Source organism: Mycolicibacterium sp. HS_4_1 (assembly GCF_054515875.1).
In genome coordinates, this window is record NZ_CM137261.1 from 4,506,315 (window position 1) to 4,523,312 (window position 16,998).

General features: G+C 66.6%; 17 protein-coding genes and 1 riboswitch. Of the genes, 6 read left to right on the forward strand and 11 right to left on the reverse strand.

The annotated features are described in order from the left end of the window. Nucleotides 1–140 precede the first annotated feature (140 nt). Nucleotides 141–261: riboswitch (SAM riboswitch) on the forward strand. Nucleotides 262–379: 118 nt separating this feature from the next. Genes ACX12F_RS21715 through ACX12F_RS21725 form a run of 3 tightly spaced genes read left to right on the forward strand, consistent with a single transcriptional unit; the run spans nucleotide 380 to nucleotide 3,566 of the window. Then, nucleotides 380–1,717: a bifunctional o-acetylhomoserine/o-acetylserine sulfhydrylase gene (locus tag ACX12F_RS21715; RefSeq protein WP_459366401.1), complete on the forward strand. Its 1,338-nt coding sequence runs from the start codon at nucleotides 380–382 to the stop codon at nucleotides 1,715–1,717. Continuing rightward, nucleotides 1,714–2,853, forward strand: coding sequence for a homoserine O-acetyltransferase MetX (gene metX / locus ACX12F_RS21720; protein WP_459366402.1), 1,140 nt, complete (start codon nucleotides 1,714–1,716; stop codon nucleotides 2,851–2,853). Before ACX12F_RS21715 ends, metX begins: the two co-directional genes overlap by 4 nt. Continuing rightward, nucleotides 2,850–3,566, forward strand: a complete 717-nt coding sequence (locus tag ACX12F_RS21725; protein WP_459366403.1) for a class I SAM-dependent methyltransferase — start codon at nucleotides 2,850–2,852, stop codon at nucleotides 3,564–3,566. Before metX ends, ACX12F_RS21725 begins: the two co-directional genes overlap by 4 nt. Nucleotides 3,567–3,648: 82 nt before the next feature. Here ACX12F_RS21725 and ACX12F_RS21730 read toward each other — a convergent pair whose 3' ends face one another. The 6 genes from ACX12F_RS21730 to ACX12F_RS21755 all read right to left on the reverse strand — a co-directional run bounded on the left by ACX12F_RS21730 (nucleotide 3,649) and on the right by ACX12F_RS21755 (nucleotide 8,436). Then, the gene (locus ACX12F_RS21730; protein WP_459366404.1) at nucleotides 3,649–5,178 is read right to left on the reverse strand and encodes an FAD-dependent monooxygenase; all 1,530 of its coding nucleotides are present in this window, start codon (nucleotides 5,176–5,178) and stop codon (nucleotides 3,649–3,651) included. 2 nt (nucleotides 5,179–5,180) lie between these two features. After that, nucleotides 5,181–5,816: a TetR/AcrR family transcriptional regulator gene (locus ACX12F_RS21735; protein ID WP_459366405.1), complete on the reverse strand. Its 636-nt coding sequence runs from the start codon at nucleotides 5,814–5,816 to the stop codon at nucleotides 5,181–5,183. Between the two features lie 165 nt (nucleotides 5,817–5,981). Beyond that, entirely contained in the window at nucleotides 5,982–6,356 is a 375-nt protein-coding gene (locus ACX12F_RS21740; RefSeq protein WP_459366406.1) for a DoxX family protein, read from the reverse strand. A gap of 147 nt (nucleotides 6,357–6,503) precedes the next feature. Beyond that, entirely contained in the window at nucleotides 6,504–6,827 is a 324-nt protein-coding gene (locus tag ACX12F_RS21745; RefSeq protein WP_459366407.1) for a DUF3017 domain-containing protein, read from the reverse strand. Then, entirely contained in the window at nucleotides 6,824–7,675 is an 852-nt protein-coding gene (locus tag ACX12F_RS21750) for a bifunctional methylenetetrahydrofolate dehydrogenase/methenyltetrahydrofolate cyclohydrolase (RefSeq protein WP_459366408.1), read from the reverse strand. The genes ACX12F_RS21745 and ACX12F_RS21750 overlap by 4 nt, the downstream gene beginning before the upstream one ends. 224 nt (nucleotides 7,676–7,899) lie before the next feature. Beyond that, nucleotides 7,900–8,436: a peroxiredoxin-like family protein gene (locus ACX12F_RS21755; protein WP_459370456.1), complete on the reverse strand. Its 537-nt coding sequence runs from the start codon at nucleotides 8,434–8,436 to the stop codon at nucleotides 7,900–7,902. Between the two features lie 74 nt (nucleotides 8,437–8,510). Here ACX12F_RS21755 and ACX12F_RS21760 point away from each other — a divergent pair, with 74 nt between their 5' ends. Together ACX12F_RS21760 and ACX12F_RS21765 are read left to right on the forward strand one after the other, a co-directional pair. Continuing rightward, the gene (locus tag ACX12F_RS21760) at nucleotides 8,511–9,128 is read left to right on the forward strand and encodes a TetR/AcrR family transcriptional regulator (protein ID WP_459366409.1); all 618 of its coding nucleotides are present in this window, start codon (nucleotides 8,511–8,513) and stop codon (nucleotides 9,126–9,128) included. A 265-nt stretch (nucleotides 9,129–9,393) separates the two neighbouring features. After that, nucleotides 9,394–12,096, forward strand: coding sequence for an FHA domain-containing protein (locus ACX12F_RS21765; RefSeq protein WP_459366410.1), 2,703 nt, complete (start codon nucleotides 9,394–9,396; stop codon nucleotides 12,094–12,096). A 21-nt stretch (nucleotides 12,097–12,117) separates the two neighbouring features. Here the strand turns inward: ACX12F_RS21765 and ACX12F_RS21770 are convergent, their stop codons facing one another. The 3 genes from ACX12F_RS21770 to ACX12F_RS21780 form a co-directional block, all read right to left on the reverse strand. Further along, a complete protein-coding gene (locus tag ACX12F_RS21770) occupies nucleotides 12,118–13,788 on the reverse strand; it encodes a S15 peptidase family protein (protein ID WP_459366411.1) in 1,671 nt (556 codons plus the stop codon). Nucleotides 13,789–13,897: 109 nt separating this feature from the next. Further along, nucleotides 13,898–14,443 carry a hypothetical protein gene (locus ACX12F_RS21775; protein WP_459366412.1) on the reverse strand — a complete coding sequence of 182 codons (546 nt, stop codon included), beginning with the start codon at nucleotides 14,441–14,443 and terminating at the stop codon, nucleotides 13,898–13,900. Nucleotides 14,444–14,659: 216 nt separating this feature from the next. Then, complete coding sequence (locus tag ACX12F_RS21780) at nucleotides 14,660–15,229, reverse strand: pentapeptide repeat-containing protein (protein ID WP_459366413.1); 570 nt, start codon at nucleotides 15,227–15,229, stop codon at nucleotides 14,660–14,662. A gap of 20 nt (nucleotides 15,230–15,249) precedes the next feature. Here ACX12F_RS21780 and ACX12F_RS21785 point away from each other — a divergent pair, with 20 nt between their 5' ends. Next, a complete protein-coding gene (locus ACX12F_RS21785) occupies nucleotides 15,250–16,050 on the forward strand; it encodes a DUF1906 domain-containing protein (protein ID WP_459366414.1) in 801 nt (266 codons plus the stop codon). Here the strand turns inward: ACX12F_RS21785 and ACX12F_RS21790 are convergent. Next, entirely contained in the window at nucleotides 16,047–16,625 is a 579-nt protein-coding gene (locus tag ACX12F_RS21790) for a GTP-binding protein (protein ID WP_459366415.1), read from the reverse strand. The genes ACX12F_RS21785 and ACX12F_RS21790 overlap by 4 nt on opposite strands. After that, nucleotides 16,606–16,992: a DUF742 domain-containing protein gene (locus ACX12F_RS21795; protein WP_459366416.1), complete on the reverse strand. Its 387-nt coding sequence runs from the start codon at nucleotides 16,990–16,992 to the stop codon at nucleotides 16,606–16,608. The genes ACX12F_RS21790 and ACX12F_RS21795 overlap by 20 nt, the downstream gene beginning before the upstream one ends. Nucleotides 16,993–16,998: the final 6 nt, after the last annotated feature.

The following is a 16,998-nucleotide window of genomic DNA, read 5'->3' on the forward strand; positions in this document are numbered from 1 at the left end:
GGTGGACCACTATCTGCGCACCGAACTGGATCGATACCGACGGGCTACGCGAAAGCGGAGCGACCGCCGCGCACCGTGTCCCGCACACGCCGAAGGCACCAGCTAGCAGTTGCCGCACCTCTTGAGATACCCTCGGAACCGGTCATGAGTGCCAGCGTCAAGCCCCGGCTTGCTGGCCGGCAACCCTCCATCCGCGGTGGGGTGCCCCGGGAGACGACCAGGTTGAGCAGCCACACATGGGCTGCGAGGCAAGCGCGGGTCCGCCACACGGACCCGGATGACTGGGTGAGTGGAGGCTTCATATGTGTCGCTGTCCGTGATTCGCAGAGTTCGCGAGCCCATTCGTCGTACCTAAAAACTCACAGGAGACACCCCTAACATGACCACTGAGGCCATCGACCCCACTGCGCGCTGGAGCTTCGAGACGAAGCAGATCCACGCAGGTCAGAGCCCCGATAGCGCGACCAATGCCCGGGCGTTGCCGATCTACCAGACGACGTCCTACACGTTCCGCGACACCGACCACGCCGCCGCGCTGTTCGGATTGGCCGAGCCGGGCAACATCTACACCCGCATCATGAACCCGACCACCGACGTGGTCGAGCAGCGCGTCGCCGCTCTCGAGGGTGGTGTGGCCGCGCTGTTCCTGTCGTCCGGGCAGGCCGCCGCGACCTTCTCGATCCTGAACATCGCCGGCACCGGAGACCACATCGTGGCCTCACCGCGGCTGTACGGCGGCACCTACAACCTGCTGCACTACACGCTGCCCAAACTCGGCGTCGACGTCAGCTTCGTCGAGAACCCCGATAGTTTGGACTCATGGCAGGCCGCGGTGCGGCCGAACACCAAGGCGTTCTTCGGCGAGACCATCTCCAACCCGAAGATCGACATCCTGGACATCCCCGGCGTCTCGTCGGTGGCGCACGACAACGGCGTGCCGCTGATCGTCGACAACACCGTCGCCACCCCGTACCTGATCCAGCCGCTGGCCCACGGCGCCGACATCGTCATCCACTCGGCGACCAAGTACCTGGGCGGGCACGGCTCGGCGATCGCCGGCGTCATCGTCGACGGTGGCACCTTCGACTGGACGGGCGGCAAGTTCCCCGGATTCACCGAGCCGGACCCGAGCTACCACGGCGTGGTGTTCGCCGACCTGGGTGCACCGGCCTACGCGCTCAAGGCGCGGGTGCAGCTGCTGCGCGACCTCGGCTCCGCCGCCGCGCCGTTCAACTCCTTCCTCATCGCGCAGGGATTGGAAACGCTGTCCCTGCGCGTTGAACGCCATGTGTCCAACGCACAGAAGGTCGCCGAGTACCTGGAAGGCCGCGCGGACGTGCTCTCGGTGAACTACGCCGGGCTGCCGTCCTCCCCCTGGTACGAGCTGGGCCGCAAGCTGGCCCCCAAGGGCACTGGTGCGGTGCTGTCGTTCGAACTGACCGGCGGCGTCGAAGCAGGCAAGGCATTCGTGAACGCGCTGACCCTGCACAGCCACGTCGCCAACATCGGTGACGTCCGATCGCTGGTGATCCACCCGGCGTCGACCACGCACCAGCAGCTGACCGCCGAGGAACAGCTGGCCTCCGGGGTCACCCCGGGCCTGGTGCGCCTGGCTGTCGGCATCGAGGGCATCGAGGACATCCTCGCCGACCTGGAGCAGGGTTTCGCTGCCGCCGGATCGGTGGGGGGTGCCGACCGAAAGGCGGCCTTGGTGTGACGATCATCGACGTGCCCGTGTCTGACATCTCCGCAGCGCCGCTGCTGCCTGCAGAAGGCGAGATCGGTGTGGTGAACATCGGCTCGCTGACGCTGGAGAGCGGCGTCGTGCTGCCCGACGTCTCCATCGCGGTGCAGCGCTGGGGTGAGCTGTCCCCAACTGCCGACAACGTCGTGATGGTCCTGCACGCGCTGACCGGTGACTCCCACGTCACCGGTCCGGCCGGGCCCGACCATCCGACCGGCGGTTGGTGGGACGGCGTCGCCGGCCCGGGTGCGCCGATCGACACCGACCGCTGGTGCGCCGTCGCCACCAATGTGCTCGGCGGCTGCCGCGGTTCGACCGGCCCCGGCTCGCTCGCTCCCGACGGAAAGCCCTGGGGCTCAAGGTTTCCCGCCATCACCATCCGCGACCAGGTGAACGCCGACCTGGCGGCGCTGGCGGCCCTGGGCATCACGCAGGTGGCCGCGGTCGTCGGCGGCTCGATGGGCGGCGCCCGCGCACTGGAATGGCTTGTGGGACATCCCGATACGGTGCGGGCCGGCCTCGTCCTGGCGGTCGGCGCCCGGGCCACCGCCGACCAGATCGGCACCCAGTGCGCACAGGTCGCGGCCATCAAGGCCGACCCGAATTGGGCCGGCGGCGACTACTACCGGACGGGCCGCACCCCGGACGCCGGCATCCAGATCGCCCGCCGGTTCGCGCATCTGACCTACCGTGGCGAGAAGGAACTCGACGACCGGTTCCGCAACACGGCGCAGAACCATGAAAATAGTTCTGCCGACGGCCTTTACGCGGTCGAGAGTTACCTCCAGTATCAGGGCCGCAAGCTGGCCGCGCGGTTCGACGCGGGTACCTACGTGACACTGACGGATGCGCTGAGCAGTCACGACGTCGGTCGTGGACGGGGTGGGGTCACGGCGGCCCTGCGGTCTTGTCCGGTGCCGGTGATCGTCGGGGGCATCACCTCCGACCGGCTGTATCCCATTCGGCTGCAAGAGGAACTGGCCTCGTTGCTGCCGGGCTGCCCGGGTCTCGAGGTCATCGAGTCCGACTACGGCCACGACGGTTTCCTGGTCGAGACCGACAAGGTCGGTCTGCTGATCCGCCAGACGCTGGACTTGGCCTCCCGGTGACGGGCGAACGCTCGCTGTCCTTCGGGGAGCAGGCTGCTGCCTACGAACGCGGACGTCCGTCGTACCCGCCGGAGTCCATCAACTGGCTGCTGCCCGCCGGAGCCGTCGACGTGCTCGACCTCGGCGCCGGTACCGGCAAGCTGACCGTCCGGCTGGCCGAACGCGGTCTGGCGGTCACCGCCGTCGACCCCATCCCCGAGATGCTCGAGGTGCTCAGCCGGTCATTGCCGTCGGTGCCCGCCCTGCTCGGCACGGCCGAGGAAATCCCCTTGCCCGACAAAAGTGTTGACGCGGTCCTGGTCGCGCAAGCCTGGCACTGGTTCGACCCGGAGCGCGCTGCCGCGGAAGTGGCGCGGGTGCTGCGGCCGGGCGGCCGGTTGGGTCTGGTGTGGAACATCCGCGACGAGCGGCTGGGCTGGGTCAAAGAGTTGAACCAGATCATCGGCTGCGAGCACGATCCGTCCGCCGATTCGCTGTGCGGCGACTTCACGAACATCGAGAGCCACCGGTTCGAGTGGACGAGTTACCTTACGCCGCAAGCGCTGCTGGACCTCGTCGCGTCGCGGAGCTACTGCATCACCTCACCCGCCGACGTGCGCCGGCGGGTCCTGGATGAAGTGCGAGAGCTACTGAACACGCATCCGGCGCTGGCCAACAGCAACGGCCTGGCCCTGCCGTACGTCACGCACTGCGTGCGCGCGACCCTGGCCTAGTCGCCCGGTTCGCGGTGACGGCCTTCGCCTTGGCGCTCGGGCCCAAGCTCGCCGCGCACCCGGCGTGTCGCGCGGCGTGCACTCAGGCGCTGACGACCTCGCCGGGGCCGAACCAGCGCTGCAGTGCAGCCCGCAGGCGCTCTGCGTCGTCGGCAGCGAAAGTGTCTGCGGCCCAGGCGACATAGCCGTCGGGCCGGACCAGCATGGCAGCGGGACCGTCGGCCATGGCCGCGACCACCGTGTCCACGCGGCGATCCCACGGTGCGGCGACCTCGGCTGCCCCACCGCCGGCGAGGTCGAGCAGCACGCCCCGGCCGCTGTGCAGCAGACCGGTGAGACGACGTCCGTCGTCCAGCTCCGCCTCCGGCACCATGTATCCGGTCAACCGGTGCGGGACGCCACCCATGTCGTAGCGAACATCCGCACCGGCCAGCAGTCCGGCCATGTGGGCGGTCGCATCGGGCCGCTGGAAGAGTTCACCAAGAAGCGCGCGAAGGGCGCGCACCTCGGGCCCCGGCGCGGTGAGCGCGATCTGGGCCAATGAGTGCATCATGACGCGTTCGCCGACCGGAAAGCGTTCGGACTCATAGGTATCGAGCAAGTCCGCAGGCGCCCAGCCATTTACGACGGCAGCCAGCTTCCAGCCCAGATTCAACGTGTCCTGCAGACCCAGGTTGAGCCCCGGACCGCCCATCGCCGAATGCACATGTGCGGCATCGCCGATCAGCAGAATGCGGCCGGACCGGTAGGCGTCGGCCTGCCGGGTGTTCTGGCCGTCGATGCGGCGCATCGCAAACGGGCCCGGACCGGCCGGCGGTTCGAACGGTACGTCGACCCCGAGTACTCGACGCAGGCTCTGCCGGAGTTCGTCATAGGTCAACTCCCCCGGTACGTCATCGGGCAGCGAACCGAACTCGAGGGTGCCCAACATCGGCGGATCACCGTGAGCCTCGAAGAAGATCACCATGCCGGTGTCGTATCGGTTGTGCCCGAACGGAATTCGCCCGAATCCGGGCACGTCGAATTCGCCGTTCGGAGTCCGGAACTCGTCAGCAATGTGCACATGCGCCAAGCGGGCCACCGTCGGCGACGTGTACCCGGGGAAGCCGATCCCCGAATTCTTGCGGACGGTGCTGCGGCCACCATCGGCTCCGACCAGCCAATCGGCCTCCAGCACGTACGCGCCGTCAGGCCCGGCCACATCGACGGCGACGCCGTCAGGCCCGGCCGACAAGGCGGTCACGGCATGACCCCATCGCACCTCGACCCCGAGGGACTGGGCCCGCTCATACAGCAGCTGGACCAGACGCGGCTGCTTCATCAGCACCGCACGCATCGGATTGTCCTCAACGCCAGCAAAATCCAGCGGCAAGCCGGAAAACACCCAGCCGTAAGCGGGCTGCGGCGGGTTGGGATCGCCCGTGAATGCCTGGTAGAGGCCGCGCATATCGAGCTGCCGGATCACCTGCCCCACAAGGCCGTTCGCCTTGGGCTCGTCGCCAGGCCCGGGCAGCGCGTCGACGATGACGGATTTGATGCCGGCGAGCGCGAGTTCGCAGGCCATCATCAGTCCGTTGGGTCCGGCGCCGGATATCACGACATCAGCGGGCATGGTCACTCCTTCGTTCCGTTCGGTTCCGGCAATCCGGCGACGACCGCATCGAAACCCGCACGCATCAGACCGGTGATGGCCACCGGCGGATCGGCGTTCGCGTACGCCTCCATCGCAGTGTCCCCGACAGCGCGCACCACGGCCGCCACCAGACGCGGGTACATGTCATCAGGGCCGAGACCGGTTCGGTCGGCGATGGCCGCCACCCAGTCTTCGTAGAGGTCATGCGGCACCGCATTACGAACTTCGGTTCGCATCAGCAGTTTTCGCACTTCGACGAGTTCGCGGCGATCCGGGACGAGATCGGCACCCGTGATGTCGGCCATTTCCTGTTCGAGGGTTCCCGTCACGGCCTCGACGATCGAGGTCCACAGCGGTTCATCGACCGGCCGCGACCGAAACACCGCGACACTGCGCCGCATCCGCTCAGCGATGCGGTAGGCCAGCGCCTCGTACTTGCCGGTGAAATAGTTGTTGAACGTCCGCAAGGACACTCCGGCCAGCGCCGCGATGTCCTCTCGAGTGACGGTGTCCAGTCCACCGCGGTCGAAGGCCAGTTGCAGCGCCGCGTCGCTGAGCGCACGACGGGTGTCAGCCTTCTTGCGTTCGCGCAGACCAGTCTCAGCCGATTCAGGCATGCCCGCACCATACAGATAATTTTGCCCACTAGGCAACTTTGCCTGTTATGCAGCTTTCCCAATGCAGGACCGACTCGAAGGCCACTGCCGCTCAGAGAGATCCGCAGCGATTCGTTCCCGATTTTCCGCGGTCGACGCGGAAAATCGTGCACAAATCCCGGGGAATCAGAAGGCGTAGGCGCCGAATCGGCCCCAGGCGACGAACAACGCCAGACCGAGCAGCATCACGTTGACCGCCACGTTCGGATACTCCTTGCGTCGCCCATGCGTGACGACGGCGCCGACCATGACCAGCGCCAGGCCGACGGCGGCCAGCGGGGTGAGCACCGGGAGGATGTGCACCAGCGGCGGCACGATCAGGCCGATCGCACCGAGAATCTCGGCCACGCCGATCCCGCGGATGGCGTTCGGGTCCACGTCGGCAAGCCCACCCAGACCCTGGGCAACGAGCTTTTCCTTGGGGACGACCAGCTTCATCACGCCGCTGCCGACGAAGACCAAGGCGAGTACGCCGGCAACGATCCACAGTGCCGTGTTCATGTTGAGCTCCTCAGGTGAAGTGGTAGCAAGTCTCCACCATTAAGCGGACTGTAGTCCGAATTATTCCACCACTCAACGCCGAGTGGCCGCCTGTCGCGCGCTTTTCGCGAAGATGCGTGCGACAGCTGGCCACTCGGCGGATGAAACCTAAGCAGTACCCAACGGGTTGATGGTCCACGCCACATACAACATGGCGGCACTGACGGACGCCGTCGTCGCCACATCGATGATCCGGCTGCGCACCACGAGCAGGCCGGCCCGGTCATCGGTCAACAACAGCCGCATGGCGGCGGCGATGCCGACGCCGATCGCCATCACCAGCGCACCGCGGCGCCAGTAGCCGCCGATCACCAGCGCGAAAGCGACCACGAAGAACACGCCCACCGACAGGATCGGCCATTGACCGCGGAGCACTTTTCCCGTCGCTCCGCTCGCCACGACCACCTTGCGGGCGAATTCCTTTGCGGTCAAGACAGTTTCGCCTCTTCCGCCTCGACCACGTTGGCCAGCAGGAAAGCGCGGGTCAGCGGTCCGACACCACCGGGGTTGGGCGATACATGGCCGGCCACCTCCCACACATCGGGGTGTACGTCGCCGGCGAGCTTGCCGTCGACACGGCTGACGCCCACGTCGACGACGGCCGCGCCCGGCTTGACCATGTCGGCAGTCAGCATGTGCGGCACCCCGACCGCGGCGATGATGATGTCGGCCTGCCGGGTCAGCGCCGGCAGATCACGAGTTCCGGTGTGGCACAACGTCACTGTCGCGTTCTCCGAACGCCGCGTGAGCAGCAGGCCCATCGGCCGGCCGACGGTGACACCGCGGCCGATCACCACGACGTGCGCACCGGCGATCGGGACCTCGAAGCGACGCAGCAGATGCACGATGCCGCGCGGCGTGCACGGCAGCGGCGCGGGCTCGTTCAGCACCAGCCGGCCCAGGTTGGTCGGGTGCAGCCCGTCGGCATCCTTGTTGGGATCGATGCGCTCCAGCGCGGCGTTCTCATCGAGGTGTTTGGGCAGTGGCAGCTGCACGATGTAGCCCGTGCACTCCGGGTTCGCGTTCAGCTCGTCGATGACGGCGTTCAGCTCGGCCTGGCTGATGTCGGCGGGCAGATCCCGGCGGATCGAGTTGATGCCGACCTTGGCGCAGTCGGCGTGCTTGCCCCGCACGTAGGCATGCGAGCCCGGGTCGTCGCCGACCAGCACTGTGCCCAGACCCGGCGTCCGGCCGGCAGCGGTCAGCGCCGCCACCCGCTTCGTCAGGTCCGTGAAGATCTCGTCGCGTGTGGCCTTGCCGTCCAGCGTGATTGCACCCACGACGAACATTGTGTCAGGCCCGCAGGAACCGCCGCTGACACTACCCAGCACAGCGTGGTCAACTGCGTCGATGAAACACACAGCCCAATGTGTTCATTGATGTCTTCGGTGAAGCCCACGCCGAGCGCCAATGACAAGGTTGCACCCGTCGGCGGCGAGTGTATCCGGGGGCCAAAGGTGCGGCGCCGCCCCGAAAAGGCGAGGCCTGTTCGCCGCAGTCAGGTTCACCGCTCGGCAGTCAGTTCGAGCAATTCGTCGACCGACCACTGGTCGTCGGCATGCTCGCCGTACTTGCGCGCGAGCACTACGCCGTCAGGGGCAATGAGAAAGTCGGCTGGCATGCCCAGGTGGTTCTCTGTCGGCCCGAGGCTGGCAACAAGGGATCGAGCCGATCGCATCTGCCGAACACCGCGGCCTACGGCCTGGGCGACATCGCGGTTGAGCAAGCCGCGTACCGAGTTGCCTACGCCGAACTCGGAGTAGAGCACGCGCTGGGGATCGGCCACCACGGCAAACGGCAAGTCGGCCTGGTAGCGGCGCAGCCGCTCGGCCGACGAATGGAAAAGGACGACCTCGGTCACTCCAGCGGCCGTGATGTCGTCGATTCGGCTAGCCACCTGGCGCATGTGCAGGTTGCAGATGGGGCAGCCGGCGAACCTCCGGAATTGCAGATGCATCAGCCGATCGGCAGCCGGCAACGCGATATCGACACCTCCGATCGTCGTCAACGTCTGCGCCCTGACGCTGTCGCCTGCGTTCAACACGGCACATCCTCCAATATTGAGTCGAACAACTCCATTTGATGGTTCCCGAGTATTGAGTAGACTCACTTCAAATGTCAAGCACCCCAGACACCAAGGCTCGGCGGCCTGGACGCCCCGCGCAATTCGATCGCGACAACGCGCTCAGCGCACTGTGTCTGTTGTTTTGGAACAGGGGCTACGACGCGGCCACCCAGGAAGAGATGCTGGCCGCGACTGGGCTTTCATCCTCGTCGCTGTACCGCACATTCGGCACCAAGGCCGACATCCTCGAAGCGGCATTGACGCGATATCTAGCGTGGGCCGATGTGATATTCGCGTCGCTCGAACACGGCAGCCGAGGTGTGGCGGACGTGCAGGCATTCTTCGACCACCTGCAGGCACAATTCGACGGCCCGCTGAGCAACGCAGGATGCCTGGTGTGGAACACGATGCAGAACTCGGTAAACGGTGATTCCCGCATCAATGCGCTGACCGAGCAACACATGCGGCGCCTGCGCATGGGCCTTACCGCCGCGCTGCAGCGGGCCGCCGACGCCGGTGAATTGCCACCCTCGGCACCGCGATATCTAGCCGACATACTGCGCGCCGGCATAATCGGCGTGCAGGTTCGCGGGCGCGCCGGCGACACCGCCGATGCGGTCGCAATGCTCGACGGGCTGCGCGCACTGCTGGTCCGAGACGACCTCTGAAAAGTCCCAACATGTTGACCGCCGTCCAGCCCCGTCGGTCCATCACCCGCCATTTGCGGTTCACCGGTATGCAGCCGGCACTGCAGCCACCGACATCGTCGAGCTCGGACCGCGCCGGCTCACCATGCGCGTCTGGCACATGCTCGCCCGGTGCCGACCAATGAATTAACGCACCACATGGCGTTTTGAGAACGTCTCGACGGCCTAACACCCGCCTTGGCAGCATCCGTGGAACTGCCCACAGATACCGATAGAGTTGCCTTCGATGACTGGACCAGCCGCACTGCCAGCGCTCACCGTTCGCCATGATGCCGCCACGCGTACGTTCGCCCCGGGAAACGACGTCGTCGTCGGGCGCGATCTGCGCGCCGACTTCCGTGTCGCGCACCCGCTGATCTCACGCGCACACCTGATGCTGCGCTTCGATCACGGCCGCTGGGTCGCGGTCGACAATGGCAGCCTCAACGGCATGTACGTCAACGGGCAACGTGTCCCCGCCGCCGATCTGTACAACGGTTCGGCGCTGAACATCGGTAACCCCGACGGCCCGCTGCTGACCTTCGAGGTCGGCCAGCACCTGGGCCCGGCCGGCACGCCGCCGACGACGTCCATGCCCGCCACCCCGGCGCCGACGACCAATCACCGGCCTAGCGCCACCTGGCCCAGCCAGCAGCCGTACACCCCACCGTCAGCGGCACAGCAGCGCTACCCGAGCAGCCCGCAGACCTTCAGCCCGTCGGGTCCGCAGCCGCAGTATCCGAGCGGGCCGCAGCCGCAGTACAGCCAGCCGCAGCAGCCGCGCTATCCGACCGCACCCCAGCAGTACGCCGCGCCGCCGTCTGCACCGATGTCCCGACCGGCGCCGGCGCGAGTCGCACCTCCTGAAGAGTCGAGCTCGCCGGCCACGCAGTTCGGGCCGACTGCCGTCGCGCGTGGCAGCGAGAACAATCTCGGCACGACGATGCTCAAGATCCTGCGGCCCGGCCGCAACGCCGACGTGCCGGCCGGAGCCATCAAGATCGGTCGCGGCACCGACAACGACATCGTCATCCCGGACGTCCTGGCATCGCGACACCACGCGACCTTGGTTCCGTCGGCGGCCGGCGGCGCCCAGATCATCGACAACCGGAGCATCAACGGCACTTTCGTCAACGGCCAGCGGGTCGACGAAGCGCTGCTCCGGGATGGCGACACCGTCACCATCGGTAACGTCGACCTCGTCTACAGCGGCGGCACCCTGGCCCGCCGCACGGTCACGACAGCCGATACCCGCACGGGCGGTCTCGAGGTCCACGGCCTGACGTGGACCATCGAGGGCAACAAGACCCTGCTGAACAACATCTCGCTCGACGCCCGCCCCGGCACGCTGACCGCGGTGATCGGCCCGTCCGGCGCCGGCAAGTCGACGTTCTCCAAGCAGGTTGCCGGCCTGACGCACCCGACCAGCGGCACCGTCACGTTCGAGGGCCACGACATCCACGCCGAGTACGCATCGCTGCGGTCCCGAATCGGCATGGTGCCGCAGGACGATGTGGTGCACGGTGATCTGACCGTCCGGCAAGCCCTGATGTACGCCGCCGAGCTGCGGCTGCCACCGGATACCACGAAGGAAGACCGCGAGCAGGTCGTCATGCAGGTGCTCGAAGAGCTCGAGATGACGCAACACCTGGACACCCGGGTGGAAAAGCTTTCCGGTGGTCAGCGCAAGCGTGCTTCGGTGGCTCTCGAGCTGCTGACCGGGCCGTCGTTGCTGATCCTGGATGAGCCGACATCAGGCCTTGACCCGGCGCTGGACCGCCAGGTGATGACGATGCTGCGCGACCTGGCCGACGCCGGCCGTGTGGTTTTGGTGGTCACGCACTCACTGACCTATCTGGACGTCTGCGATCAGGTGCTGCTGTTGGCACCGGGCGGCATGACGGCATTCTGCGGCCAGCCGAGCCAGATCGGTCCGGAACTGGGCACCACCAACTGGGCCGACATCTTCTCGTCGGTGGCCGGAGATCCGCAGGCGGCCCACCAGCAGTTCCTGGAACGCTCCGGCCCGCCGCCGCCGCAGCCACCGGCAGCAACGCCGGCTGATCTGGGTGAGCCGGCGAAGACTTCGCTGCTGCGACAGTTCTCCACCATCGCCCGGCGACAGGTGCGGCTGGTCGTGGCCGACCGCGCCTACACGGCGTTCCTGCTGTTCTTGCCGTTCATCATGGGTGTGCTGTCACTTTCGGTGCCCGGCGGCGGCCCGAACAAGTCCGGTGTGGGCTTCGGTAAACCGCTCGCGGCAGGCCCACCTGATTTCGGCGCCGCGCCGAGCGAACCGGGCCAGATCCTGGTGATGATGAACGTCGGCGCCATCTTCATGGGCACCGCGCTGACCATCCGCGCTCTGATCGGTGAGCGGGCGATCTTCCGTCGGGAACAGGCCGTCGGCCTCTCGACCACCGCGTACCTGGCGGCCAAGGTCGCGGTGTTCACCGCATTCGCGGTCGTGCAGTCCTCCATCGTGGTGGCCATCACGATCATCGGCAAAGGCTGGGGTCCGGGCTCGGTCACCAACGGTGCGGTGATCCCCGGCCGCAGCCTCGAGATGTTCGTCGACATCTCGATGACATGTGTGGCTGCCGCCATGACCGGTCTGGCGTTGTCCGGTTTGGCCAAGTCCGCCGAGCAGATCATGCCGTTGCTCGTCGTGGCGGTGATGAGCCAGTTGGTGTTCTCCGGCGGCTTGATTCCGGTCACCGGCCGGGTAGTGCTGGATCAGTTGTCGTGGCTCACCCCGGCGCGCTGGGGCTTCGCGTCGTCGGCGTCGACCATCGATCTGACCCGATTGGTGCCCGAGCCGGTACTGCCCAACGACAAGTTCTGGCACCACACCACCGGCGCCTGGTGGACCGACATCGGCGCCTTGCTACTGCTCTCGGCGTGCTATCTCGGCTTCGTGCGCTGGCGGATCCGCCTCAAAGCCGACTGACGTGGCTTGGCCGAAACTGGGTTACACCACAGTTTCGGGTTTGATCGCCGCCGGATCCGCCGTGGGCAGCGTGAGTTGCATGGTCGATACGTTCAAAACGCCCAGCGTGCCGATGTTTTCGTAGTCGGCGGCGCCCGCGACCAGTTGCAGCGTCAGTGTCTGTCCGGGACGAAGTGTTTGTGCGACGTCTTCCAGTGCAACGGTGATCGTGTGCGTCTGCCCATCCAATGTCACGGGGATGGGCGTGACCTGATTGCCCAGCACGAGACCTGTTGCGTTGTCGACGAGTTGGCCGTACACGTGGCTGGCGATCCCGGTGCCGGAATAGGTCAGCGTCAGCTGCGGTGCGCCGACAACGTAGGTGGTAGCCGTGCTTGCGGGAGTCCTGAGATTCACAGCGTTGAACGCCGGGCCACCGCCGATCGGCAATACGCCGAGCAGCGCCGAGCCGCCGATGAACGGGACCAGCGGCAGCTGGCCACCGCTGCTCGACGCGATGATCGGGTTGCCCGTGGGAATCGGATAGAGGTCCGACGAGTAGTACTGGCCGTGTTGGTCGACGAATTCGAACTTCGGGCCCGTCGACACCGTGGTGTCACCTTTTACGTACCGGTCGAGCCACTGTAGGGTCCGCTGCTCGATCAGCCTGCCGTCGGTGGGGTCGAGCAGGTCATTGGTACATACCCCGTGCCCACCGCAGAACCAGATCACCTTCGTTGGAACACCGTCGGCGATAAGCATTTTCGCGTTGGCATCGGCCTCCTGCAAGGTGAACAGCGTGTCGACCGTGCCCTGAATCAGCATGGTCGGCGCCGTGATCTTGCTGACCAAATCCGCGGGACCTCGGCTGGCGAGCAGCGCTTGGTCGCTCGGGGTGATCAAGCCGGTCAGGTCGCCGTAGATCGCGGCCGGCAGCAGGGCGGGGTTGGTGCGCGCGACGGTGCCGAGGAGAGCGACCTCGAGCAGTGTTCCCCAGCCGCTCTTGAACGCATCGTTCTTGTAAAGCGCGGTGTTCAGGCTGTGCCAGGCAATGGTCGGCACGATGGCGTCGATCCGGGGGTCGGTCGCGGCGGCCACCAGTTGGATGCCGCCACCATACGATGCGCCGACCATGCCGATCCGTGGATCAAGAAGTGCCGGGCTGCCGTCGAGCTGGACATCGGGCCGGGTCGCCAACCAGGTGATGATCGAGGAAACGTCTTTGGCCTCGAAATCCGGAGAGTCCACCTGCAGGACCCCACCCGACTGCCACTCACCGCGCGGGTCCCAGGTCACGACGTTATAGCCGGCACTGCGCAGGGCCGCGACGCCTACCGCGCCAAGGTTGTCGGTCAGCACTCCGTCGAGAAAGGTGCCGTTGATGTTTGTTGCTCCCGGCATGCCCAAGCCTGGACCATCAAGGATGGTCGGCGCCGTCTGCCCGGCCTGAAGTCCCGCCGCGGGCATGAAATGGACATAAATCTTGGTGCCGTCGAACGACGTCACCATCACGTCGGTCGGCGCCGGGGTGCCGGCTGGTAGCCCCTGCTGTAGCGGGTACCCGATGATCGGATGGAGAACGTCGCTGATGATCGGAATCTGACTGATCAGCGCGACCACCGGCGTCACGAACAGCGGTCCGATGATCGGTATCTGCTGCAATGGCGCCAGCAGCGGCGTCTGCACGGTAGCGACGACACGTGCGTGTGTCACCGGGTCGATAACCCCCGGAGCAACGGCGGCCGTGGGCGCGAAAGTCTCTTTACTGGTGGCCGCGAGCATGGTCCATGCCAGCGGCGAATCTGCCGGTGCGGCTGGGTTGCTACCGGCGAAAGGACTCGCGCGTGAGCCGGCCACGTGCGAGACGGCGGTGGCAACGACGGCAACCGGACCTGAGGAAGACGTGATGGTCGACGGCGCGGACGTCCGCGCAACGGTCGCCACCGCCGTGATCTGAGTTGTGCTCGCTGTCGGTGTCGGCGAAGTCGTCGGCAGGGGCGTTGTCTGGGTGGTCGATGTGCGGGCGATGGCGGTCAGCGCTGTCGGTGTGGGCCGGGTCAACGGGATTGTCGTCGGCGTCGTGGCCGACGCCGGTGACGCAGCCGGTGATGCTGAGGTAACCGGTGTCGATGACGTGACCTTGGCGAGCGGCGTCGACGGCGATGCCGTCGGTTTGTGGTTGTCGCGCACCTTTGTACTGAAAGGTGTTGCCAGCGGCGGTTTTTCCGGTTCCTTCGCGACGTGGTTGCCGCCCGGTGCCGACGTACCGCCGTCCGTAGCCGGCGGCTTCGGCGACGACGAGTCCGATGACGGTGAACTCGTCGCTCCTACGGAACTTGCCCCGGATTTCGGCGGCTGGTCGGCCCATGCCACGCCCCCGCCCCAGACCACTGCCGCGCCAATCCCCAATGCCGCTGCCAGCCCGCCGATCCGCCCGATGCTCCCCGCTGCACCCATGCGTACATTCCTACCCCCGCCTCGCAGCACGCGGAAGGGTCCGCACCAATTCGGCCGAAACCGCATTCCAACAGGCAGTCACTCGCACTTCTTCTGCTGGAATGCCGTTTCGGCGGAAACGGGACGGCTAGGACGACAAATCCAGGCCGTGGGCCACCGCGTAGGCGATGGCCTGATCGACGTCGATGCGGGCACCGCGCACGTTTGCGGTGGTCCAGAACGTCGCGTCGGTCCGGGCCGCGCGCAGATCTGCCTGCTCGAACTTCGCGTTCTGCACCCGCGCCCCGCGCAGATCGGCGGCGCGCAACACCGCTTTGCGCAGGTCGGTACCGACCAGCGAGGCCTCGGCCAGGCGGCAGTCGGTGAGGTCAACGGACCGCAGGTCGCAGCCGGCCAGCACGGCGAGCCGCAGGTCGACCTCGACCATGGTGATGGGCCGCATCGAGCACTCGGTGAATGTCGACCCGAGCAATGTGCAGTGCCGGAAGGTGCTGTGCGCCAGCATGGTCCGGCGGAAGGTGCAGTTGCGGAACGCCGAGCCGGAATGTTCGGATTCGGTCAGGTCGACGCCACTGAAGTCACAGTCAGTGAAGACCACCCGCTCGGTGCGCAGCCGACTCAGGTCGGCGTCGTGTTCGTCGCGAAAGACAACTCCGGTGAATTCTGTGTCCTGCCAGTGCTCGTCGAAAACCGTCACGGCTCCGTACGATAGGCCCGATGGCCGACCAGGCACGCCCCACTGCCCATCTGTCGAGACGTGGTTTCCTCACAGTGACCGCTGCCGGATTGGCCGCGACACTGGCAACCCCGATTGCCCTGGCCGACAACGGCAAAATTGTCGACTCCGCCAATCGCGGCAAACTGGTCGACTTCGCCGAACGGCAGGTGCCCGTGGACCAGGTCGTCGCCGCGGGCTACACCGGGGTCATCGTCTACGTCTCCGAGCTACGCCCGGGCGCCACCTTCGACTTCAAGCCCGTCGCCCGCAGCTACACGGATGCGCTGCGCGCCGCGGGTCTGAACGTCGTCAGCGTCTACCAGTACGGCAAACCCGGCTGGGTGAACAGCCCCTCGGACTTCACCCGCGGCTTCGACGGCGGCGTCGCCGATGCCCGCACCGCGCTGAACCTGCATGGCGCAGCAGGCGGACCGGACACCGCGCCGATCTTCTTCAGCGTCGACGAGGACATCTCCGCCGACACTTGGAAAAACGTTGCGCTGCAATGGTTCAAAGGCATCAACTCGGTAATCGGACCGGCACGCACAGGGATTTATGGCGGCGTCCGACAGGTCGCCTGGGCGGCCGACGACGGCGTCATCGGCCGGTCCACCACCCCCGGCCACCGCTGGGCCTGGCAGACGCAGGCCTGGTCCGGCGGCGCCCGCGCGCCGATGGCGGTGCTCTATCAGGCGACGGTGGTGACGGCTTCCGACCCGGGCACCATGATCGGCGACATCCACGTCGATGAGGACGACATCCTGGCGCCCGACTACGGCCAGTGGGACCTGGGGCGTTAAGCCGGAGCACCCAGACTGGTCAGCGCGTATTCGGTGACGGTGATGAGCGCATCGCGCGCCGATTGCCGCTGCCGCGCATCGACGGTGACGACCGGGATGTGGTCAGGTAGCGCCAGCGCCTTGCGCACGGCATGGCCGGGATGCCTTGGTGCACCGTCGAATTCGTTCACTGCGATGATGAACGGCAGGCCCCGCGCTTCGAAGAAGTCGACGGCGGCGAAGCTGTCCTGCAACCGGCGCACGTCGACCAGGATGACCGCCCCGATGGCACCGCGTACCAGGTCGTCCCACATGAACCAGAACCGTCGCTGCCCCGGTGTGCCGAACAGGTAGAGCACCAGGTCGTCCGCGAGCGTGATGCGGCCGAAGTCCATGGCCACCGTCGTGGTGTTCTTGTCAGGAGTACCCGAGAGCGCGTCGACCCCGGCCGAAGCATTGGTGACGATGGCCTCGGTCCGCAGCGGCATGATCTCGGAGACCGCGCCGACGAACGTCGTCTTACCGGCACCGAACCCACCCGAGATGACGATCTTCGTCGACGCGGGGGCGTGCCGATCAGAGAGCCCGTAGGCCACGCAGTGTCCTCCCGATCAAGTCACGCCGGTCCTCGATGCTCGTCGTTGTGCCGAGCGTGGCGTGTACTTGAAGATAACCCTGCGTGACGAGGTCGCCGATCAGCACACGCGCAACACCGAGTGGTATTGCTAACTTTGCCGCGACCTCGGCCACCGAGGGCCGGGTGGAACCGAGCTTGAAAATCTCACCACGCACGTCGTTGCCGGGCCAGTGCGACGCCGGGGCGGCCGCCAGCGGGTAGATCGGCGCCTCCATGGGCAGCTCGATCTCGGTGGCGGTCCGGCCCGCAGTCAGCGTGTAGGGCCGCACCAGGCTGGGCTGCTCCGCGGTGAACGCGGACTCCCAGGCGTCAGAGGTCGGCTCCATGAGGTG